This window comes from Arthrobacter sp. JUb115 (assembly GCF_004365035.1).
In the GTDB taxonomy this organism is placed as follows: Bacteria; Actinomycetota; Actinomycetes; order Actinomycetales; family Micrococcaceae; genus Glutamicibacter.
On sequence record NZ_SOBS01000001.1, the window covers coordinates 455,877 to 473,711 of the forward strand.

The 17,835-nt window shown below is 64.1% G+C and carries 18 protein-coding genes; 8 read left to right on the plus strand and 10 right to left on the minus strand.

The features are described 5' to 3' along the window. Window positions 1-67 precede the first annotated feature (67 nt). Together EDF61_RS02095 and EDF61_RS02100 are read right to left on the minus strand one after the other, a co-directional pair. On the minus strand, window positions 68-1,264 hold the full coding sequence (locus EDF61_RS02095) for an amidohydrolase (protein WP_105657427.1): 1,197 nt from the start codon (window positions 1,262-1,264) through the stop codon (window positions 68-70). A 146-nt stretch (window positions 1,265-1,410) separates the two neighbouring features. After that, window positions 1,411-2,526, minus strand: a complete 1,116-nt coding sequence (locus EDF61_RS02100; RefSeq protein WP_133833093.1) for a mannose-1-phosphate guanylyltransferase — start codon at window positions 2,524-2,526, stop codon at window positions 1,411-1,413. A 246-nt stretch (window positions 2,527-2,772) separates the two neighbouring features. On the opposite strand from EDF61_RS02100, the gene sdhC reads away from it, so the two are divergent. From sdhC to EDF61_RS02125, 5 genes are all read left to right on the plus strand, one after another. Continuing rightward, window positions 2,773-3,186 (plus strand): succinate dehydrogenase, cytochrome b556 subunit, encoded by a 414-nt coding sequence (sdhC, locus tag EDF61_RS02105; RefSeq protein ID WP_388025151.1) that lies wholly within the window; start codon window positions 2,773-2,775, stop codon window positions 3,184-3,186. Between the two features lie 3 nt (window positions 3,187-3,189). Beyond that, the gene (locus tag EDF61_RS02110; protein WP_105661695.1) at window positions 3,190-3,633 is read left to right on the plus strand and encodes a succinate dehydrogenase hydrophobic membrane anchor subunit; all 444 of its coding nucleotides are present in this window, start codon (window positions 3,190-3,192) and stop codon (window positions 3,631-3,633) included. Between the two features lie 61 nt (window positions 3,634-3,694). Beyond that, complete coding sequence (gene sdhA / locus EDF61_RS02115) at window positions 3,695-5,482, plus strand: succinate dehydrogenase flavoprotein subunit (protein WP_105661694.1); 1,788 nt, start codon at window positions 3,695-3,697, stop codon at window positions 5,480-5,482. Continuing rightward, window positions 5,482-6,264: a succinate dehydrogenase iron-sulfur subunit gene (locus EDF61_RS02120; RefSeq protein ID WP_105661693.1), complete on the plus strand. Its 783-nt coding sequence runs from the start codon at window positions 5,482-5,484 to the stop codon at window positions 6,262-6,264. The genes sdhA and EDF61_RS02120 overlap by 1 nt, the downstream gene beginning before the upstream one ends. Before the next feature lie 130 nt (window positions 6,265-6,394). Next, on the plus strand, window positions 6,395-7,849 hold the full coding sequence (locus EDF61_RS02125) for a catalase (RefSeq protein ID WP_133833094.1): 1,455 nt from the start codon (window positions 6,395-6,397) through the stop codon (window positions 7,847-7,849). 57 nt (window positions 7,850-7,906) lie between these two features. On the opposite strand, the gene EDF61_RS02130 is transcribed toward EDF61_RS02125, so the two are convergent. From EDF61_RS02130 to EDF61_RS02150, 5 genes are all read right to left on the minus strand, one after another. Next, window positions 7,907-8,428: a 2'-5' RNA ligase family protein gene (locus tag EDF61_RS02130; protein ID WP_133833095.1), complete on the minus strand. Its 522-nt coding sequence runs from the start codon at window positions 8,426-8,428 to the stop codon at window positions 7,907-7,909. A 6-nt stretch (window positions 8,429-8,434) separates the two neighbouring features. Continuing rightward, a complete protein-coding gene (gene trpS / locus EDF61_RS02135) occupies window positions 8,435-9,451 on the minus strand; it encodes a tryptophan--tRNA ligase (protein WP_133833096.1) in 1,017 nt (338 codons plus the stop codon). Window positions 9,452-9,459: 8 nt separating this feature from the next. After that, the gene (locus EDF61_RS02140) at window positions 9,460-10,296 is read right to left on the minus strand and encodes an exodeoxyribonuclease III (RefSeq protein ID WP_133833097.1); all 837 of its coding nucleotides are present in this window, start codon (window positions 10,294-10,296) and stop codon (window positions 9,460-9,462) included. 102 nt (window positions 10,297-10,398) lie between these two features. Then, window positions 10,399-10,896: a hypothetical protein gene (locus EDF61_RS02145; protein ID WP_105661688.1), complete on the minus strand. Its 498-nt coding sequence runs from the start codon at window positions 10,894-10,896 to the stop codon at window positions 10,399-10,401. A 69-nt stretch (window positions 10,897-10,965) separates the two neighbouring features. Then, complete coding sequence (locus EDF61_RS02150; protein ID WP_166650664.1) at window positions 10,966-11,742, minus strand: GAP family protein; 777 nt, start codon at window positions 11,740-11,742, stop codon at window positions 10,966-10,968. A 109-nt stretch (window positions 11,743-11,851) separates the two neighbouring features. Between EDF61_RS02150 and EDF61_RS02155 the strand changes: the two genes are divergently transcribed. Together EDF61_RS02155 and EDF61_RS02160 are read left to right on the plus strand one after the other, a co-directional pair. Next, window positions 11,852-13,015, plus strand: a complete 1,164-nt coding sequence (locus EDF61_RS02155) for a sensor histidine kinase (RefSeq protein WP_166650665.1) — start codon at window positions 11,852-11,854, stop codon at window positions 13,013-13,015. Further along, window positions 13,012-13,674 carry a response regulator gene (locus EDF61_RS02160; RefSeq protein WP_133833100.1) on the plus strand — a complete coding sequence of 221 codons (663 nt, stop codon included), beginning with the start codon at window positions 13,012-13,014 and terminating at the stop codon, window positions 13,672-13,674. Before EDF61_RS02155 ends, EDF61_RS02160 begins: the two co-directional genes overlap by 4 nt. On the opposite strand, the gene EDF61_RS02165 is transcribed toward EDF61_RS02160, so the two are convergent. Next, window positions 13,622-13,978: a VOC family protein gene (locus tag EDF61_RS02165; protein WP_102598283.1), complete on the minus strand. Its 357-nt coding sequence runs from the start codon at window positions 13,976-13,978 to the stop codon at window positions 13,622-13,624. The two genes, EDF61_RS02160 and EDF61_RS02165, sit on opposite strands and share 53 nt — an antisense overlap. A 32-nt stretch (window positions 13,979-14,010) precedes the next feature. Next, on the minus strand, window positions 14,011-14,910 hold the full coding sequence (locus EDF61_RS02170) for a LysR family transcriptional regulator (protein ID WP_133833101.1): 900 nt from the start codon (window positions 14,908-14,910) through the stop codon (window positions 14,011-14,013). 127 nt (window positions 14,911-15,037) lie between these two features. Between EDF61_RS02170 and EDF61_RS02175 the strand changes: the two genes are divergently transcribed. Continuing rightward, a complete protein-coding gene (locus EDF61_RS02175) occupies window positions 15,038-16,423 on the plus strand; it encodes an MFS transporter (protein ID WP_133833102.1) in 1,386 nt (461 codons plus the stop codon). A 446-nt stretch (window positions 16,424-16,869) separates the two neighbouring features. On the opposite strand, the gene EDF61_RS02180 is transcribed toward EDF61_RS02175, so the two are convergent. After that, complete coding sequence (locus EDF61_RS02180) at window positions 16,870-17,781, minus strand: LysR substrate-binding domain-containing protein (RefSeq protein ID WP_166650666.1); 912 nt, start codon at window positions 17,779-17,781, stop codon at window positions 16,870-16,872. Window positions 17,782-17,835 lie beyond the last annotated feature (54 nt).

The window sequence follows — 17,835 nt, forward strand, 5'->3', positions numbered from 1 at the left end:
TCACTGACCGAATTGTTAAAGCGTCAAAGAAATGTTAAAAACTTTCGGGTTTGATGTGGCCAACGCCCTATTTGGCGTTTGCCTCGCGCACGGCCTGCATGGCGGCGGCCGCCATGATGCGAACCCCCACGCCAATGCACGATTCGTCGGGGATATAGTCCCCGCGGTGCAGGTCATAGGTTTTGCCGCCCGGGGTGCGGGTTCCCAGCCGCAGCATCGCACCGGAAACCTTCTGCGTCATCCACGCGAAGTCCTCCCCGCCCATGGACTGCGGAGTCAGCTCGATGGCTTCGGCTCCGAACTCGCGGCGCGCGGCGTCCTCGATCAATGCGGTCTCCGCCGGAGCGTTGACCACCGGAGGCACTCCCCGGGTGTGCTGCAGCTTGATTTCCACTCCGTAGGGAGCGGCGATCTGGCGCACGGCCTGGTCCAGCAGCTCACCGGCCTCGTACCAGACATCGCCGTCCAGGCAGCGCATGGTGCCGGCCAGGTATCCGGTGGCGGGGATCGCGTTCGGCACGCTGCCGGCGTGGATCTGGCCCCAGACCACCGAGACGGCCGAGCGCACATCGACCTTGCGCCCGAGCACGGCCGGGACCTGGGTGGCGATCTGGCTCATCGCGAAAACGATGTCTTCGGTCAGGTGCGGGCGCGAGGTGTGCCCGCCCCGGCCGTTGACCTCGATGCGGATGGTGTCGCTGGCCGAGGTGATCGCACCGATGCGGGTGCCGATATGCCCGGCGTCGATCCGCGGGTCGCAATGCAGCGCGAGCACCCGCGGCACGCCATCGAGCAAGCCCTGCTCGATCACCGACAGCGCCCCGCCGGGAAGCTTCTCCTCGGCGGGCTGGAAGATCACCCGCACGCAGCCATCGAGCTTGCCGGCGGCATGGATCCTGCCCAGGGCCAAAGCCACGCCGATCATCACGGTGGTGTGGATGTCGTGGCCACAGGCGTGCGCCACGCCCTGGGTCATCGAGGCGAAGTCCAGGTTGGTTTCCTCCACCACCGGCAGCGCGTCGATGTCGGCACGGAAGGCGATGCGGATGGGCCCTTCGCCAATGTCCACGAAGGCGCCGGTGTCGGCCATTTTCTGCGGCGCCAGCCCGGCAGCACGCAGGGTTTCGAGAATCCGCTCGGTGGTTTGGTGCTCAGCAAAGGACAGCTCCGGGTTGCGATGCAGTTCCCTGCGGAAGCCGATCAGCTGGTCGATCAGCGGCTCGGTGAAGTCGCTGACGGAAGCCGGATTGCCATTTTCATTCACGGTGGACACCTTTTGAAGATACTCGGCACGGTGCAGAAAATGACAGTTTTCCGTAATGTTCGGGCGCATTGCGCAACATCAGGCAAGGGAAACGGGGCGCGCCGACCCGTTGCCGGCCAGCTCGCCCCGTTCGCAATCCTGCTGTGCTAAAGCACCTCGGTAGCGCCGTCGGCCTTCAAGGCCTCCACGGTCTGCTTGACCTTCTGCGCATGCTCCTTGGTGGTCACCAGCAACGCGTCGGCGGTATCCACCACGACCACATCCTCGATCCCGACCAGGGCCACCACGCGCGGGCGGTCCGAATAGACCACGCCGGTAGCGCTGTCGGCATACACGCGCACCGACTCGCCGCCCAGGTTGATGATGCCCTCCTCGGCACTGGCCTTGTTCAAGCGGCCGATCGCGGCGAAGTCGCCCACGTCGTCCCAGTTGAAAACGCCCGGGATCACCGCGACGTCGCCGGCCGCGGCGGCCGGCTCGGCCACCGCATAGTCAATGGCGATCTTCGGCAGATCGGCCCAGACTTCGCGCATCACGGTTTCGCGCTGATCGGTTTCCCAGGCATCGGCGATCTTCATCAGGCCCGTGTACAGCGCCGGCTCGTTGGCTTCCAGGTGCTTGAGCATCAGGCTCACCGGCGCGACGAACATGCCGGCATTCCACAGGAACCCGCCCGAGGCCAGGTACTTGCGGGCGGTGTCCTCATCGGGCTTCTCCACGAACTGCACCACGCCGCGCGCCGACGGCGCATTGGGCACCTCCAGCGGCTGGCCGGTCTGGATGTAGCCGAAACCGGTGGAAGGGTGCGTCGGGTGGATGCCGATGGTCACGATCTTGCCGGTCGCAGCGGTGTGGATCGCTTCGCTCAGCGCGGCCTGGAACACCTCAACCGGCTCGATGACCTGGTCCGCGGCGAAGGAGCCCATGATGATGCTCGGGTCGCGGCGGTACAGGATCGCGGCGGCCAGGCCGATGGCGGCGGCCGAGTCGCGCGGCTCCGGCTCAAGCACCAGGTCCTCGTCGCACAGCTCGGGCAACTGGGACACTACGGCTCCGCGGTGCGCACGCCCGGTGACCACCATGATCCGTTCGCCGGCCAGCGGGACCAGGCGGTCATAGGTGGCGCGGATCAGCGTGGATCCGGATCCGGTCAGATCGTGCAAAAACTTCGGAGCGGAAGCCCTGGAGAGGGGCCACAATCGGGTGCCGACGCCGCCGGCGGGGATCACGCCGTGGAATCGGGCTAATAGGTCTGCATTCACGCCTTCCAGACTAATTCATTCGGTGGATAATCCTGTCCATTGAAACCTGTGCAACAGATTAAATACGAAAACATCGCATGAGGTATTACGGGCGGGATTTCGGCCTTTTAGCGCATAATTACCCCTTTTCGGTGAACATGCTCACAGGAACGAGACACGAAATAGATTGGAGCTAGCCAAGTGGTTTAGACTCGCACAAGGAACGCTCGCACAAGTGCGTCAAATCTCATTGTGTGCAATATACACATGCGCCGTTGCGAGCCTTGGAGGTTTAGTTCAGTGTCGAAGACTTCGTCAGGCACCCTATACCGCGGCCATGAAGGCATGTGGTCCTGGGTGGGACACCGAGTCACCGGTGTCGTTATTTTTCTTTATCTGCTGGTGCACGTGCTCGATACGGCCATGGTCCGTGTCGATGCCGGCGCCTACGACGCAATCATTAGCACCTACCAGACCCCGTGGATGGCACTTGGTGAAACCGGTCTGGTTGCAGCAATCCTCTTCCACGCATTCAACGGTCTGCGCTTGATCCTGGTCGACTTCTGGAAGCAGGGTACCAAGTACCAGCGCCAGTTGCTCTGGGGCGTATTGATCCTCTGGGTCATCGTCTTTGCGGGCTTCGCCATCCGTCACCTGTCGATCGCATTTGGGAGCCACTAAGCCATGAGCGTTTCTATTCCTGCTCCTCGCAGCCAGCGCATTGATCCAAAGTACAAGCGCGGACCAAAGTCCCGCGGAAGCTTCGAAATGCTGGCATGGCTGTTCATGCGCCTCTCCGGCGTCGTGCTGATCGTCCTGATCTTCGGCCACCTGATCTCCAACCTGATGGTCGGCGAAGGCATCTCCGGCATCAGCTTCGGCTTCGTGGCCGGCAAGTGGGCCTCGCCGCTGTGGCAGTTCTGGGATCTGGCCATGCTGTGGCTGGCCATGCTGCACGGCACCAACGGCGTGCGCACCATCATCAACGACTACGCAGAGAAGCACGCTACCCGTGCATGGCTCAAGGGCATCCTGTACGTCGCCACGATCTTCATCATCGTGCTTGGTTCCCTGGTGATCTTCACCTTCGATCCATGCGTCGCCGGCAGCCAGCTGCCGCAGTGCTAATTGGAACTCCCCTAGTTCCAGCCAATAGCCACACAGATTTTTAGAAAAGAGAGCATCAAGAATGCAGGTACATAAGTACGACGTTGTTATCGTCGGTGCCGGTGGTGCAGGCATGCGTGCAGCGATCGAATCCGGTCAGCGCGCACGCACCGCAGTGCTAACCAAGCTTTACCCAACCCGCTCGCACACCGGTGCGGCCCAGGGCGGCATGTGCGCAGCACTTGCCAACGTCGAGGAAGACAACTGGGAGTGGCACACGTTCGACACCATCAAGGGTGGCGACTACCTGGTTGACCAGGACGCAGCCGAGGTCATGGCCAAGGAAGCCATCGACGCCGTGCTGGACCTGGAGAAGATGGGCCTCCCATTCAACCGAACCCCAGAGGGCAAGATCGACCAGCGCCGCTTCGGCGGCCACACCCGCGACCACGGCAAAGCCGCCGTGCGACGCGCATGCTACGCAGCTGACCGTACGGGCCACATGATCCTGCAGACCCTGTACCAAAACTGCGTCAAGCACAACGTCGAGTTCTACAACGAGTACTACGTGCTCGACCTGCTGATGGTCGAAGAAGATGCCTACCGCGAGGACGGCACCGCCTACAAGCAGAAGCGCGTTGCCGGCGTCGTCTCCTACGACCTGGCTACCGGTGAACTGCACGTCTTCCAGGCCAAGTCGGTCATCTTCGCTTCGGGCGGCGCCGGCAAGGTCTTCAAGACCACCTCCAACGCGCACACCCTGACCGGCGACGGCATGGGCATCGCCTTCCGCTCGGGCCTGCCGCTGGAGGACATGGAGTTCTTCCAGTTCCACCCAACGGGCCTTGCAGGACTGGGCATCCTGCTCACCGAGGGTGCACGTGGCGAAGGCGCGATCCTGCGCAACTCGGATGGCGAGCGCTTCATGGAACGCTATGCGCCGACCATCAAGGACCTCGCACCACGTGACATCGTGGCCCGCGCGATGGCCAACGAAGTCCGCGAAGGCCGCGGTTGCGGCCCGAACAAGGACTACGTGCTGCTGGATCTGACCCACTTGGAACCAGAGCACATCGAATCCAAGCTGCCGGATATCACCGAGTTCGCCCGCACCTACCTGGGTGTCGAGCCATTCACCGATCCGGTGCCTGTCTACCCCACTGCGCACTACGCAATGGGTGGCGTTCCAACCAACATCAACACCGAAGTGCTGCAGGACAATGACACCGTCATTCCTGGCCTGTTCGCCGCCGGCGAGGTTGCTTGCGTATCGGTCCACGGCTCGAACCGCCTGGGCACCAACTCGCTGCTGGACATCAACGTGTTCGGCAAGCGCGCCGGCGTTGCCGCTGCCGAGTACTCCAAGACCGCCGACTTCGTCGAGCTGCCGGAGAACCCGGAAGCATTCGTCACCGCGCAGATCGACGGCGTGCTGACCGGCAACGGCACCGAGCGCGTCTCGGACCTGCGCTCGATCCTGCAGGAGACCATGGACGCCAACGTCCAGGTATTCCGCGACGAGCGTTCGCTGAAGGAAGCGCGCGACGTGATCGAGGATCTGCGCCTGCGCTACAAGAACATCAGCATCCAGGACAAGGGCAAGCGCTTCAACTTGGATCTGCTCGAAGCCATCGAGCTGGGCTTCCTGCTCGACTTGGCCGAGGTCATCACCGTTGCTGCATTGCACCGCAAGGAATCCCGCGGCGGCCACTACCGCGAGGACTTCCCAGACCGCGACGATGAGAACTTCATGAAGCACTCGATGTCCTACCGTGACGCAGAAGCCGTCACCGAGGACATCAAGGGCATCCGCATGGAGACCAAGCCAGTGGTCTTTACCCGTTACCAGCCAATGGAGCGTAAGTACTAATGAGCACCGAACTGCCAGAACCACCGTCAAAGATCGACCTGAAGCCAGGCGTTGGCGGCGGCGGAGAGATCCCGAGCTTCGACATCACCCTGCGCGTTCGCCGCTACCTGCCAGAGGCTACTGCGGACGCATACTGGGAAGATTTCAAGCTGACCATGTACGGCACCGACCGCGTGCTGGACGCCCTGCACAAGGTCAAGTGGGAGCAGGACGGCTCGCTGTCGTTCCGCCGCTCCTGCGCCCACGGCGTGTGCGGTTCCGATGCCATGCGCATCAACGGCCGCAACCGCCTGGCCTGCAAGACCCTGCTCAAGGACCTGGACACCTCCAAGCCGATCACCGTTGAAGCCATCAAGGGCCTGCCTCTTGAAAAGGACCTCATCGTCGACATGGAACCGTTCTTCCAGTCCTACCGCGAGATCATGCCATTCCTGATCTCCAAGGGCCACGAGCCAACCAAGGAACGCTACCAGTCCGCCGAGGACCGCGAGATCTTCGACGACACCACCAAGTGCATCCTGTGCGCTGCTTGCACCAGCTCCTGCCCGGTGTTCTGGACCGATGGCCAGTACTTCGGCCCGGCCGCGATCGTCAACGCCCACCGCTTCATCTTCGACTCGCGCGATGATGCAGGCGACATGCGCCTGGAGATCCTGAACGACAAGGAAGGCGTGTGGCGCTGCCGCACCACCTTCAACTGCACCGAAGCATGCCCACGCGGCATCCAGGTGACCAAGGCTATCGCCGAGGTCAAGCAGGCAATTCTGGCGCGCACCGTCTAAGGACGCGCTGAGGGCCCGAACCGTTCAACGGTTCGGGCCCTTTTTGCATCCCTTCAACGCCCCCGCTTCGCGTGGCATGATGGGCAGTACTCGCCCTTTTCCCAATGCACCACATAGCTGAGGAGCAAACATGGCCAGTGAAGATCCCACCTCGACAACCCAAGCAGGAATCCCGGCAGCCAGCGATCGCAACTCGCTGACCGTGGGCGCCAACGGCCCCATCGTGCTGCACGACCATCATCTGGTCGAGACCCTGCAGCATTTCAACCGGATGAATGTTCCCGAGCGCCGCCCGCATGCCAAGGGTTCCGGAGCCTTCGGCGAATTCGAAACCACCGAGGACGTATCCCGGTACACCAAGGCGGCCCTGTTCCAGCCTGGCGTGAAAACCGAAACGCTGATGCGTTTCTCCACCGTTGCCGGCGAGCTCGGCTCTCCCGACACCTGGCGCGATGTGCGCGGCTTCTCGATGAAGTTCTACACTTCCGAAGGCAATTTCGATCTGGTCGGGAACAACACGCCGGTGTTCTTCGTGCGCGACCCGATGAAGTTCCCGCACTTCATCCGCTCCCAGAAGCGCCTGCCCGATTCGGGGCTGCGCGATGGAACCATGCAGTGGGACTTCTGGACGCAGAATCCGGAATCCGCCCACCAGGTCACCTACATCATGGGCCAGCGCGGCCTGCCCAAGACCTGGCGCGAGATGAACGGCTACGGCTCGCACACCTACATGTGGGTCAATGCTGCCGGAGAGAAATTCTGGGTCAAGTACCATTTCCTGAACAAGCAGTCCGAGAAGTTCGAGACCATGCGCGGGGCGCAGGCCGAGGCACTGGCCGGATCCGACGCCGACTTCCACCGTCGCGACCTGTTCGATGCCATCAAGGCCGGAAATTTTCCCCAGTGGGACCTGTACGTGCAGATCATGCCCTACGAGGAAGCCAAGACCTACCGGTTCAACCCCTTCGACCTGACCAAGGTCTGGTCCAAGAAGGACTATCCGCGCATCAAGGTCGGCACCATGACGCTGAACCGGAACCCGGAGAACTTCTTCGCGCAAATCGAGCAGGCCGCATTCTCCCCCGGGAACATGGTCCCGGGCATGGGGATGAGTCCTGACAAGATGCTGCTGGGACGCAATTTCGCGTACGCGGATGCGCAGCGCTACCGCATCGGCACCAACTTCCAGCAGCTGCCGGTGAACAAGCCCAAGTGCCCGGTCCACTCGTACAACTTCGAGGGGAGCATGACCTACGATCACACCGGGGATCGCAGCGTCTATGCGCCGAACTCCTTCGGGGATTCATGGAGCGATGAAACCGGACCTGCGGAAAATTCCTTCGAGTCCGACGGCGAGCTGGTCCGCGAGGCCTACACGCTGCGCAAGGACGACGGAGACTTCGTACAACCCGGCATCCTGGTCCGCGAGGTGATGGATGATGCCCAGCGCGCCGAACTGGTGGACACCGTCACCGGGGCGCTGGATGGCGTCATCGAGCCGGTGCTGTCCAACGCGATCCAATACTGGAAGAACATCGACGCCGATACCGGAGCGAAGATCGAGGCCAACGTCCGCCAGAAGTGACTCGCCAGCCGACACGGAAAACGCCAGCCGCGAGGCTGGCGTTTTCTGCAGGGTGAACTAGGCAAGCGAGGAACCCAGCGGAATCTGCTCGCTGAAGTTCCAATCCCCGCCACGGGTATCGAACAAATGGATACGATCCGCTGCGAAGGACAGGTGCGCCTCGCCCAATGCTGCCTGCGCGGCGTCCAATTGCCGTGCAGCCACGTTCTGCGCGATGGTCAGGTGCGGATGGTAGGCGAAAGCCGATTCGTGCCTCAGCGCGTCGCCCAGCAGCGCGCGGTGCAGCTTCCAGCATTCGTCCGCTCCGGTTTCCAGCGGCAGGAAGACTACTTCGCTGGCCGGCCGGAAGGTCCGGGCCGGACCCAGATGGATGGTGAAGGGCTCCGCCGTGGCGGCTACCCGGCGCACCTGGGCAGCCGCCTTCTCCCAGGAATTCAGGTACGACCCGGACACCAAGGTGATATGCGGGGCAATCGGCGCGGTGGCCTCTCCCCCGTATTCCTGGCGCCACGCGCGCAGAGTCTCGCGGTGCGGCTGCGGCACCGGGATCACCACGCCCAGGGTGTACTCGAAAACCATTGGCTCTTAGACTCCCAGCGGCGGCAGGAAGCCGACCTTCTGGTAGACATCGGCAACGGTCTTCGACGCGACGACGCGCGCCTTGGCCGCACCGGCAAGCAGCAGGCGATCCAGCTCCGCCGGATCATCGAGCAGCTCCAGGGTACGGGTGCGGATGGGAGCCAGCTGCTCCACCACCGCTTCTGCCACAGCCACCTTCAGGTGCCCGTACATCTTGCCTTCGAACTCGTTGACCAGTTCTGGCACATTCTTGCCGGTCACGGCAGCCAGGATATCGAGCAGGTTCGAAACGCCCGGCTTCTCGGCCTTGTCGTAGGCCACGACGGACCCGGCATCGGTCACCGCGGACTTGATGCGCTTGGCGATCAGCTTCGGCTCATCCAGGACGTTGATCAGGCCCGCAGGGGACTCTGCGGACTTGGACATCTTCGAGGTCGGGTTCTGCAGGTCGTAGATGCGTGCGCCCTCCTTGGGGATGAACGCCTCCGGCACGGTGAAGGTCTGCCCGAAACGGTGGTTGAAGCGCTTGGCCAGATCGCGGGCCAGCTCCACATGCTGGCGCTGGTCATCGCCCACCGGGACCCCTTCGGGCTGGTAGAGCAGGATGTCCGCGGCCATCAGGACCGGGTAGGTGAACAGCCCGACGCTGGCGGCATCCGCGCCGCCCTTGGAGGACTTGTCCTTGAACTGGGTCATGCGGCTGGCTTCGCCGAAACCGGTGATGCAGTTCAGCACCCAGGCCAGCTGCGCATGCTCGGGGACCTGCGACTGGACGAACAAGGTGGACTTGTCCAGGTCGATGCCGCCGGCGATGAACTGCGCAGCGGTCTTTCGGGTACGCGCGCGCAGCTCCGCCGGATCCTGCGAGACGGTGATCGCGTGCATATCCGGGATGAAGAAGAATGCGTCGTGGTCATCCTGGGTCTTGACCCAATTGACCAGCGCGCCCAGGTAGTTGCCCAGGTGCAGCGAATCGCCCGATGGCTGCATTCCGGACAGGACGCGGGGACGGGAAGTTTCCATGGTTTTCCTTAGAACTGGTAGTCGACGACCAGCGGTGCATGGTCGGAGAAGCGCAAATCGTAGGCCGAGGCACGGTCTACGTGGGACTTGATGGCCTTGGCGGCTAGCGCCGGAGTGGCCATGTGGTAGTCGATGCGCCAACCGGCGTCGTTGTCGAAGGCCTGTCCGCGGAAGGACCACCAGGTGTACGGTCCCTGCACGTCGCCGGCCAGCTCGCGCGCCACATCCTTGTAGCCGATCTCACCGAAGAACCCGTCGAAGTAGGCGATCTCCTCGTCCATCACGCCGGCGCGCTTGTTGTGGTTCGGCTTCCAGTTCTTGATGTCCTTTTCGGTGTGCACGACGTTCAAATCGCCTACCACCAGGACGTGGTCCTTCTCGTTCTTCAATTCCACCAGGCGCACGTTCATGCGCTGCAGGAAACGGTACTTGTCTTCCTGCTTCTGGGTGCCCAGCTCGCCGGAATGGACGTAGGCCGAGACGACGGTGAAGCTCTCGCCGTTGATATCGAAGTCCGCCTCGACCCAGCGGCCGGATTCGGCGAAGTAGTCCTCGCCGATGTGCTCGCGCACGGCTACCGGCTCGGTGCGCGAGAGGACGGCGACGCCTGCGCGGCCCTTGTCCTTGGCCTCGGCATGCAGGATATGCCAACCCTCGCCAATCAGGTCGCGCAGGATCTTGTCCGGTGCGCGTACTTCCTGCAGGCACAGGATGTCCACGTCACGGGCGGCGATCCAGTCCGCCATATTGCGCTTGTAGGCCGCGCGAATGCCGTTGACGTTGACCGACGCGACGCGCAGCGCGCCGGCGTCCTTGTTGAGAATTTCCACACTGGTAGGTATCACTATTCCAGCTTACAAAATTATGCGATCGATTACGCGCTGATCTGGCCTGCGCCGGAACACGGGCAACGAAAAAGGGCAACGCTTGCGCGTTGCCCTGGACAATTAGTCGATGATTTCGCCATCCATCGGCTTGGCCGGCTTGATCATGTCCCGCGCATTCGTCGCGGTCATCTGGATCGTCTCCAGTGCCCGGTCGATCATGCCCTCGTGATCCTCGCCCCGGCTCTGGCGCTGTTCGGCGATCACGCGTGCCTGGACCTGGACGATCTTGAACGAGTGATCCAGCTTCATGTCGCGCTGGCTGGTGGCTTCGTCAACCACCACGGTGCCGGGCTGGGCGCGCGGGGTGGCCGCCGCGGTGGCTTCGCGCAGCGAGTTGTTGATCTTCTCGGCGCCCCGCTTGAGGCCGAACATCATGAATGCGGCCAGCAGCAGCCAACCGGCGGAGATGACGACTACAAACCAGCCGACGATCTGGTTGGAGTTGGCAGCGAATACCACTGCCACCAGAAGGACGATGACCATGACGGACATTGCCAAAGTTGATGCGTTCAGGGTGACTTTCCTGCCCTGCTTCGCGCTGCTGCCTAGAGGTTCCATGCCGTCAATTCTCGCATCATTACCCCGCTTCAAGCCAATTGGAACCGTGCCCTTTCGCCCACAGCGTGGCTAGCCGAACAGGCTGTGCAGGTCCTGCCCGGAAAGGCTCGCGCGAATCAGCAGGTATCCGCCGATGCCCACCACCCAGCCAAGGGTTTCCTGGGCGTATGCCGAGGCCTTGGCCCCCATTTTCTGCAGCCAGGCCTCGATGCGCGGCCCGGCGAGCGCAAGCGCGCCAACCAGCACCAATGCCGGGACGATCATCACCAGGCAGTAGCCGATCAGCGCGAGCAGCTGCAGGCCGGTGCCCCAGCCGGCGCCCTGCATGACGCCAACGGCTGCGAGGTAGGGAAGCATCGTGGGAAGTTCCAGCAGGCCGGCGAACAGGGCCAGGGCAATCAACCCGGTGCGGGTATCCAGCGCAGTGCCCAAGCGGCTGCGCAGGCGCAGCGGCACCTGTTCGGTTGCATCCGCCGGTTCCGGCGCTGCCGGTGCCGCGCCGCTATGCGCGATGGCTTTCTTCCGTGCGCTGGCTTCCTTCTGCGCATCGGTGCGGTAGGTGAGCGCCCAGATGATCATCAGCGCCCCGGCGGCCATTCCTGCCAGCCGGAAGAACCGGTGCTCGAAGATGGCCGGGTCGATGAGCAGCAACCCGCTGCGCAGCAGCACGCCGATGACCCAGTAGAAGCCGGCGATCACCAGCAGATAGGCCAGGACCTTGGCAATGGCCGCGCGGCGTCCCCGCAGCAGCAGCCACAGCGGAATGACCAGGGTGCCGATGCTGGTCGAATCGATCAGCGCCAGGATGAGAAGGGATAGTTCGGGATTGCTTGTCATGATGTCCATGGGTTCCACTGTTCCGCGGCCTGCCGGATCGCGGTATCGGCCAGTGGGCTGCGCCTTCTCCTCCTTAAGGGGGATACCGGCGGGCAGCCAGTTCGTGGATGCTGGAAGCATGGACTTCATTCGGCGGATGGGCAGCGGCGACAAGGAACCCGAGGTCGTCGGCACCTATCTGGTGCTCACCGTCGTCTTGCATCTTTCGGGACTGGCCAATCCCCCATGGTTAGCGATCCGCGGGTACGAGTGGATCGTCTTGCTGCTCATCGGCTTGGCCGCCGTGCTGGTCCGTCGCCGTTTTCTCGTAGCCAGCTCCGTGGCCATGCTGCTCGCCGGCGCCGGCTTGCTGGCGGTGGGAAGCTTGGGCGGGTACTTCCTGGTCTTCGAATGCGTCTTCGGGTTGTTCCTGCTCGGTTCGGTGCGCACGCGGACGGTGGCGCTGGCGCTGCTGTGCCTGGCCGCCATCTCGCTGGCCATCGCCACCTGGCTGGGCACCGGGAATCCGCAGGAGGTGGTGCTGGCCCTGCTCATGGCCGGTTTCATCCTCTTCACCCCGATGCTCTGGGCGGAGAATGTGCGCACCGCGAAGGAACTGGCCAAGGCCGAAGCCCAGCGGGCAGAGGCCGTCCAGTCGGCGGCCGATGCCCGCGAGGACCAGCTGGTCGCCGAGCACGACTTTTCCCGCGTCCAAGAGCGCACTGCGTTGGCCCGCGAGATGCATGATGTGCTCTCGGCCAGGTTCTCGTCAATCGCCCTGCTCTCCGGCGCCCTGCTTCCGGCCGCACCCCAGGCGGTGCGGGCTCCGTTGCAGAGCATCCGCGATGAGTCGGTGTCCGGCTTGGAGGACATGGCCGCGATGGTGCGGATGCTGCATGCCGGGGGCCCTGCGCTGCAGGCGCGGATCGAGGATCTTCCCGAGCTGGTGGCCGGATTCGGCAGCCCGGTGCGCTGGGAGTACCGGGTCGCGCATCCGCAGCGCTTCAGCCCTGCGGTGCATACCGCCGCGCACCGCACGGTCTGCGAGCTGCTGGTCAACCACGCCAAGCATGCGCCGGGCACTACCCTGGAACTGAGCGTGGTCCAGGAGAGGGGCCTGGCGATCACGGCGAGCAATGGCCTGCGGCCCAACGCCGGCCGCGCCCCCGGGGCGGGGACCGGGCTGGAGAATATCCGGACCCGGGTCGCCGCACTCGATGGGCGGTTCGAGGTACGCACCGGCACGGATTTCGCAGTGCACGTCGAATTCCCTGGCCCGGCCGAAGCAACGGAGAAGCCGTGAAAGTCCTGATCGTCGATGACCATGCGACCGTGCGCATGGGAATCCGGCTGGTGCTGCAGGCCGCGGAAGACCTGGAAGTCGTGGGCGAAGCGGCCGACGGGCGATCGGCCATTTCCATGGCCCGTGCCCTGTCCCCCGACGTCATCCTGATGGACCTGCGCATGCCGGTGCTCGATGGCATCGAGGCCACCAAGGCGCTGCATGGGACCTGCCGCGTCGTGGTGCTCACGACCTTCGATGACGACCAGTACCTTTTTGGCGCGCTGCAGGCCGGAGCGCACGGGTTCTTGCTCAAGAGCGCCGAACCGCAGGCGATCATCATGGGCGTGCGTGCCGCCGCCCGGGGCGAATCGGTGCTGGATCCGCAGGTGACCTCGCGGATCGTGGCCCGGGCGCTGGCGCCGGAGCCCGGCACCGCTAAGCTGCCTGATGGCTTGACCGGCAGGGAACGCGAGGTGCTCGACGGGTTGGCCGAAGGGCTGAGCAACCCGCAATTGGCGCAGCGGCTGGGCATCGGGCAGAGCACCGTGAAGACGCATGTCTCCCAGGTGCTGGCCAAGCTCGGGGTCTCGACGCGGCTGCAGGCGGCGAAGATCGCCTACGCGGCTACCAGCTCACCAGGCAGAACGGGTGGTCCTGCGGGTCCAGATAGACTCTGAAGGTCTTCGACCCTTCCCCGGTCCAGCGCGCACCGAGGTGCAGCACCTGTTCTTCGGCCAGGTCCAGATCGGCGACTTTCACGTCGATATGCGCCTGCTGCGGGTGCACATGCCCGGGCCACTGCGGGGCCACGTACGGGCTGACCGCTTGGAAGGCGAGCGCAGGATGGTCCGGCGCGTCGCCAATGGAAACCCAGTCGGGCTCGTTGTCGATGCGCACCATCCCGAGGAGCTGTTCATAGAATCCGGCCAGTGCATCGGGGTCCTCGCAGTCGATGACCATGGCCTGCCACGTGCCAATCATGTGGCCATTATGCGCGCCCCGGGGGTGCGCGTCTACCAGGACTCAGCCATCGCGCAGGTGCAGTGGTCGATCAGCGCCTGGACGCGGGCCGGGATCTGGACTCCTTTGGGCGTGATCGCCACGACCGCGTTCGGGTAGTTGGGAGCCTTGAGCTCGCGGAAGGCCAGCGGGCGGCCTTCGATGGAGACTTCGGCATTGTTCGGGCGGCGCATGAGCAGCCCGTAGCCCAGGCCGCGGCCCACCATCGCGGAGACCAGGATCATCTGCGGGACCGAGGCGGCGATCCTGGGCTGCAGGCCCTGGGAGGCGAAGAGCTGCTGCTGGTGCTCGGTGCTCGGGTCGGACTCGTAGATGATCAGCGATTCGTCGACCAGGTCGGCCAATTCCAGCGGCCGGGCGAGCTTGGCCAGCCGGTGCTCGGGATGCAGCACGACCTGCATCTCGGTCTGGTAGATCCTCTGCTTGTCCATGTCCGCGGGCAGCTGCAGGTCGTAGACGAAAGCAACATCGATCTCGCCTTCGCGCAGGGCCGGCAGCAAGTCCTCGTGGGTGCCCACGCGCACATCGAGCTGCACCTCGGGGTGGTCGAACCCTTCCAGCGTGGCCGGAATCAGGTGCGGAGAGAGCGAAGCGAAGCAGCCGAAGCGCACCGGCCCGCGCAGCGCTCCTTCGGTTTGCGGGAATGTTGCACGCAATTCGCCGACATCGGAGAGGATCTTCCGGGCCATGGCGGCGAAGTGCTGACCCGAAGCGGTGAGCCGGATCCCGTGGGCCTTGCGGCGCAGGCACAAGGTCTCCCCGGCATGCTTCTCGATGGCGGTAATTGCCTGCGACAAGGCCGATTCTGAGATTCTCAATTCACTGGCCGCCGAACCGAGCGTGCTGTGTGCGGGAAGTTCAGCCATGATTTCCAGATGGCGCATCGAATACATAAGCCAACCTTCAGAAGTTTTGCAGATATTTGAAGTTTACCTTACTTGTGCTTGGTGCCACACTGGAGTGACCCAAAACTCAGGTGCCAGTGATCGACGCCTCGGTACCACTCGCAAGGGAAGCACTATGACACAATCCAAGGCCGCCAAGGCCAACCAGCGCCGCGTAGCTTTCGCGACGGTCATCGGAACCACCGTGGAGTGGTACGACTTCTTCATCTACGCCACCGCAGCAGGCCTGGTCTTCAGCCAGCTGTTCTTCGAACCAGCAGGCCAGGAGATCGCGCTGCTGATCTCCTTCGCCTCGGTCGGCCTGTCCTTCCTCTTCCGCCCGCTGGGCGCATTCCTGGCCGGGCACTTCGGCGACAAGATCGGCCGCCGTGCGATGCTGGTCCTGACCCTGGCGCTGATGGGTGCAGCCACCACGCTGATCGGCGTGCTGCCGACCTACGAGACCGCAGGCATCTGGGCGCCGATCATGCTGCTGCTGCTGCGCATCCTGCAGGGCATCTCCGCTGGCGGCGAATGGGGCGGCGCAGTGCTGATGGCCGTCGAGCACGCCTCCGACGGCCACCGCGGCCGCGCAGGCTCCTACCCGCAGGTGGGCGTGCCGCTGGGCATGCTGCTGGCCTCGGGCACCATGGCGCTGATGACCGGGGTGATCTCCCCCGGCGATGCGTTCCTCGAATGGGGCTGGCGCGTTCCGTTCCTGGTGTCGATTATCCTGATCGCCGTCGGCTACTTCGTGCGCCGCTCGGTGGACGAGTCCCCGGTCTTCGAGGAAATCAGCGAGCACAAGGCTCAGACCGCTGTGCCGATCCTGGTGCTGTTCAAGAAGCACTGGCCACTGGTGCTCATTGCCGCGCTGGTCTTCGCCGGCAACAACGCCGCAGGCTACATGACCACCGGCGGCTTCTTCCAGGCCTACACCACCAACCCTGACGGCCCGGTCGGGCTGGAGCGCACCGACGTGCTGGTCGCTGTGGCCTTCGGCGCCGCCGTATGGCTGGTCATGACCCTGGTCGCTGGCCTGCTGGCCGACAAGATCGGGCGCAAGCGCACCTACCAGATCGGCTTCATTGTTCTGGCAGCTTCGCTCTTCCCGGTCTTCGCACTGGTCAACTCCGGCTCGCTGGGCCTGCTTTACCTGGCCTTCGGCCTGTTCTCCATCGGACTGGGGCTGACCTACGGCCCGCAGGCGGCACTGTACTCGGAGCTGTTCCCGGCTTCGGTACGCTTCTCCGGCGTATCGATCTCCTACGCGATCGGCGCGATCGTCGGCGGCGCGTTTGCTCCGACCATCGCCCAGGCGCTGGTGCAGGCAACCGGCGGCACCACCGCGGTCGCCATCTACCTGCTGATCGTCGTCGCGATCTCGTTCACTGCGGTGAGCCTGATCCGCGACCGGGCCGGAATCGATTTGTCCTTCCGCAATCAGGCCGAGCAGGAAGTGGGCGCGCTGGTCTTCGACAAGCGCCGTGCTGATGCGGTGAAGGCTACCCAGGACGCCTAGGCGCTGCAAGCATAAGCCCGATGGCCCGTTTCCGAACGGGCCATCGGGCTTTTCTATTTCAGCTTGGTGCGCAGCACATCCAGTCGCTTGCGGAACTCGGTCTATTCGATCTCGCCGCGGGCATTGCGTTCGCGCCGCACCGATTCGGCACCGGCCGCAGCGCGGGCCACATGCCGTCGGCGGGCTGCGAAGATGATTGCACCGATCAGTCAGGATCCAGAAGGTCGGGGCTACCAGCCCGGGCCGTGCCCGTGAATGCCGCGGGCAAGCACCAGCCGTTCCCCTCCTCGTCGCGCTCGCGGCGTTGGCGTTCGGCCGCTGTCTTAATGCGGTCCTCCCGGCGGCTGCGCCCCAAGCCCACCAGCGGCACCGAGGATACTCCGGGCGTTGGCCTTGCGGCATTGGCCCGCGGATGCGGCTGCCTGCTCCGCCAGACTGTAGCCCGGTCAGTGAGCGGGGTCCGTCGAATGCAGTTCTAGTGCCAGGTCATGCATGGCGGTGGCCGCCTTGGACGGGGCGACGGCGCGGGGGCGGGCCAGTGCGACGCGCACCGTTCGGGCCACCGGGTGGATAGGGCGCACCACCAGGTCCAGACCCTCGTAGGAAACATCCACCGCCGGGCGTTGGACCAGCACCGCGTAGCCGAGCCCGCGGGCCACCATGGAGCGGGTCACCTCGAAGTCGGCGGTGCGGTAGCGGATCCACGGTTCGACCCCGGCGGATTCGAACAGGTTCTGCGTGTGCTCGCGGCTCGGCGGGACATCCAGCAGGATCATCGGCTCGCTGGCCAGCCGCACCAGCGGCACCTTCGGCTCTTCGGCCAGCGGATGCCCCGCGGGCAGCAGCACATAGGGTTCGGTGCGGAACAGTTGGGTGCGCTCGATACCTTCGGGCAGGCCGAAGTCGTAGACGAAGGCCAGATCCAGCGTCCCGGCGGCCAGCATCTGGAAGATCTCCTGCTGCGTGCCGGCGAAGAAATCGACTTCCACCTGCGCGTAGCGCTGCCCGTATTCGGCGAGCAGCTCCGGAAGCACCGTGGGCGCCAGCGACGAGTAGCAGCCCACCCGAACCTTTCCGGCCAGCACTTCCCCGGCACCGCTGGCCATCTGCTCCAGGTCCCCGGAGGCCTGCAGGATTCCCTGTGCCTCGTCCAGCACGTAGCGCCCGGCCGGGGTCAGGCTCACGCCATGGGCCTTGCGCCGGATGGTCAGCTGCGTGTTCAGCACGCGTTCAAGCTCGTTGAGCCCGCCGGTCACCGCGGAGGCTGACAAATTCAGTGACTGCGCGGCGGCGGTGATGGAGCCCAGCTGTCCTACGGCGCCCAGGCATTCGAGCTGACGCAGCGTAAATTTCGGCACTATTCCTCGCTTATTCAGTGGATATTCCTCGAATATAACCATTTTACCCGTGGT

Coding starts and splice junctions, on each gene's coding strand:
- sdhC (WP_388025151.1), top strand. CDS start 2,773: ATGCGCCGTTGCGAGCCTTGGAGGTTTAGTTCAGTGTCGAAGACTTCG.
- EDF61_RS02110 (WP_105661695.1), top strand. CDS start 3,190: ATGAGCGTTTCTATTCCTGCTCCTCGCAGCCAGCGCATTGATCCAAAG.
- sdhA (WP_105661694.1), top strand. CDS start 3,695: ATGCAGGTACATAAGTACGACGTTGTTATCGTCGGTGCCGGTGGTGCA.
- EDF61_RS02120 (WP_105661693.1), top strand. CDS start 5,482: ATGAGCACCGAACTGCCAGAACCACCGTCAAAGATCGACCTGAAGCCA.
- EDF61_RS02125 (WP_133833094.1), top strand. CDS start 6,395: ATGGCCAGTGAAGATCCCACCTCGACAACCCAAGCAGGAATCCCGGCA.
- EDF61_RS02130 (WP_133833095.1), bottom strand. CDS start 8,428: ATGGTTTTCGAGTACACCCTGGGCGTGGTGATCCCGGTGCCGCAGCCG.
- trpS (WP_133833096.1), bottom strand. CDS start 9,451: ATGGAAACTTCCCGTCCCCGCGTCCTGTCCGGAATGCAGCCATCGGGC.
- EDF61_RS02145 (WP_105661688.1), bottom strand. CDS start 10,896: ATGGAACCTCTAGGCAGCAGCGCGAAGCAGGGCAGGAAAGTCACCCTG.
- EDF61_RS02150 (WP_166650664.1), bottom strand. CDS start 11,742: ATGGACATCATGACAAGCAATCCCGAACTATCCCTTCTCATCCTGGCG.
- EDF61_RS02155 (WP_166650665.1), top strand. CDS start 11,852: ATGGACTTCATTCGGCGGATGGGCAGCGGCGACAAGGAACCCGAGGTC.
- EDF61_RS02165 (WP_102598283.1), bottom strand. CDS start 13,978: ATGATTGGCACGTGGCAGGCCATGGTCATCGACTGCGAGGACCCCGAT.
- EDF61_RS02170 (WP_133833101.1), bottom strand. CDS start 14,910: ATGTATTCGATGCGCCATCTGGAAATCATGGCTGAACTTCCCGCACAC.
- EDF61_RS02175 (WP_133833102.1), top strand. CDS start 15,038: ATGACACAATCCAAGGCCGCCAAGGCCAACCAGCGCCGCGTAGCTTTC.